Below are 1,555 nucleotides of genomic sequence, written 5' to 3' on the forward strand. Positions count from 1 at the left end.
CCGAAACGGTTCGTCGTGAAGGACGTCCACTGGCGAGCCGAGTATGGCGTAGTCCCTGCCCCTCTCGGCTCGTCGTTCGACACGTCGCTGCGCAGTGGCCGGGCGTTGCTGCTGGACGCGATCCGGCGCGACCCGAACCCGGTCGTCCTGCTGGGTTACTCGGGCGGTGCGGCGTTGGCCGGCAACGTGGCGGCCGAGATTGGCCGGGGTGAACATCCCGGACTCGACGTGCGCGGGGTCGGACTGATCTCGGACCCGTTCCGCGAGGATGGCTGCGGCCTGTTCCCCAACCCCGGCGGCTACGGCATCGCGGGACAACGGCCGATCCGCGGTATGCCAGTGCTGTCAGTGGCGGCATGGGGCGACCCGATCACCTCGCTCCCCGCGGGTAACCGACTGCGCGACATCGCCGACTTCACCAGCTCCCTGTCCCTCGTCGACATGCGCGTGTGGTTCGACGGCGTCCGCCGGCGCCTGACCGCCGAGCAATGGCAGAACGCGCTACTCCGACCGTGGGACCGCGGCGCATGGCGGCGCACCGGCGAGGCAGCGCAGTGGGCGCGCGGCTACCTGGTCGACGGCCGCCACGACAGCGCCTACATCAACGAAGGCCACTGCACACGCCTGGCCAGCGCCATCAACGAAATCGAGGAGTGAGCATGAGCAGTGAAGTCTATGTATATGACGAGACCCGCTGGCAATGCGCCGGATGCCGTCGATTCGTGAAGGACTCCGCAGTAGGTGGCGAGGACATCTGGGATCCGATCGACAGCTATTACGGATTCCGCTCGTACATCTGGGCCGACTGCAAGGTCTGCGGACGAGTAGATGACCCGATCTGCCTTCCGGTCAAGTCGCACACCTACACCGCACCAGCCATCGAGGAGTGAGCATGACTGCACAGAGGTTCCGGAAGAAGCCCGTCGAGATCGAAGCCATGCAGTTCACCGACATGGACTCGTACCTGGACATCGTTGAGTGGTGGAAGGTACAGAACACCGGCACCCTCACCGTCGATGAGGTGTTCACCTACCGGCACCCACTCATGCTCGTAACCACACTCGAGGGGACCATGGCGGCGAACCCAGGCGACTGGATCATTCGCGGAGTGCAAGGCGAGTTTCTACCCGTGCAAGCCGGACATCTTCGCCGCCACCTACGAAGCGGTGGAATGACCATGACGACACCGCTCAAGATCCTGAACGACATCATCGACGAACGTCAGCGCCAGGATGAGAAGTGGGGCGAACAGAACCACCACGACGGCACCGGGCCCGGGTATCAGAAGCATGCCGATGCAGCGCGTGAGCGTTGCCAGGCGGCCGCTGCGCTCGGATTGGTCTCCTACCGGGACATTCTCGAAGAGGAGGTATTCGAAGCGTTCGCTGAATCCGATCCGGCCAAGCTCCGGGCGGAGCTGATCCAGGTCGCCGCTGTCGCAGTCGCTTGGGTCGAGAAGCTCGATCGCGAGGAGCGACCATGAGCACCGGACTCGAGCGCGCCAGAGAGCGCCACACCGGAACACCAGCCGAGCAGCGTGACCGCGGTATCGCCC

The 1,555-nt window shown here is 64.8% G+C and carries 3 protein-coding genes; all 3 read left to right on the forward strand.

Annotated elements, in window-relative coordinates; all coding sequences use genetic code 11:
• A partial coding sequence (locus WAW17_RS12995; protein WP_422333377.1) for a hypothetical protein occupies nt 1–657 on the forward strand: 657 nt, incomplete at its 5' end.
• A gap of 2 nt (nt 658–659) precedes the next feature.
• Nucleotides 660–890 (forward strand): hypothetical protein, encoded by a 231-nt coding sequence (locus WAW17_RS13000; protein WP_422333378.1) that lies wholly within the window; start codon nt 660–662, stop codon nt 888–890.
• A 2-nt stretch (nt 891–892) separates the two neighbouring features.
• Nucleotides 893–1,483 carry a hypothetical protein gene (locus WAW17_RS13005; protein WP_422333379.1) on the forward strand — a complete coding sequence of 197 codons (591 nt, stop codon included), beginning with the start codon at nt 893–895 and terminating at the stop codon, nt 1,481–1,483.
• The last annotated feature ends 72 nt before the right edge of the window (nt 1,484–1,555 follow it).

This window comes from Rhodococcus sp. (in: high G+C Gram-positive bacteria), from assembly GCF_049286785.1.
Lineage (GTDB): Bacteria > Actinomycetota > Actinomycetes > Mycobacteriales > Mycobacteriaceae > Rhodococcus_F.

Bases quoted from the DNA above. Each gene is read 5' to 3' on its own strand.
- WAW17_RS13000 (WP_422333378.1), top strand. From the start codon at position 660: ATGAGCAGTGAAGTCTATGTATATGACGAGACCCGCTGGCAATGCGCC.
- WAW17_RS13005 (WP_422333379.1), top strand. From the start codon at position 893: ATGACTGCACAGAGGTTCCGGAAGAAGCCCGTCGAGATCGAAGCCATG.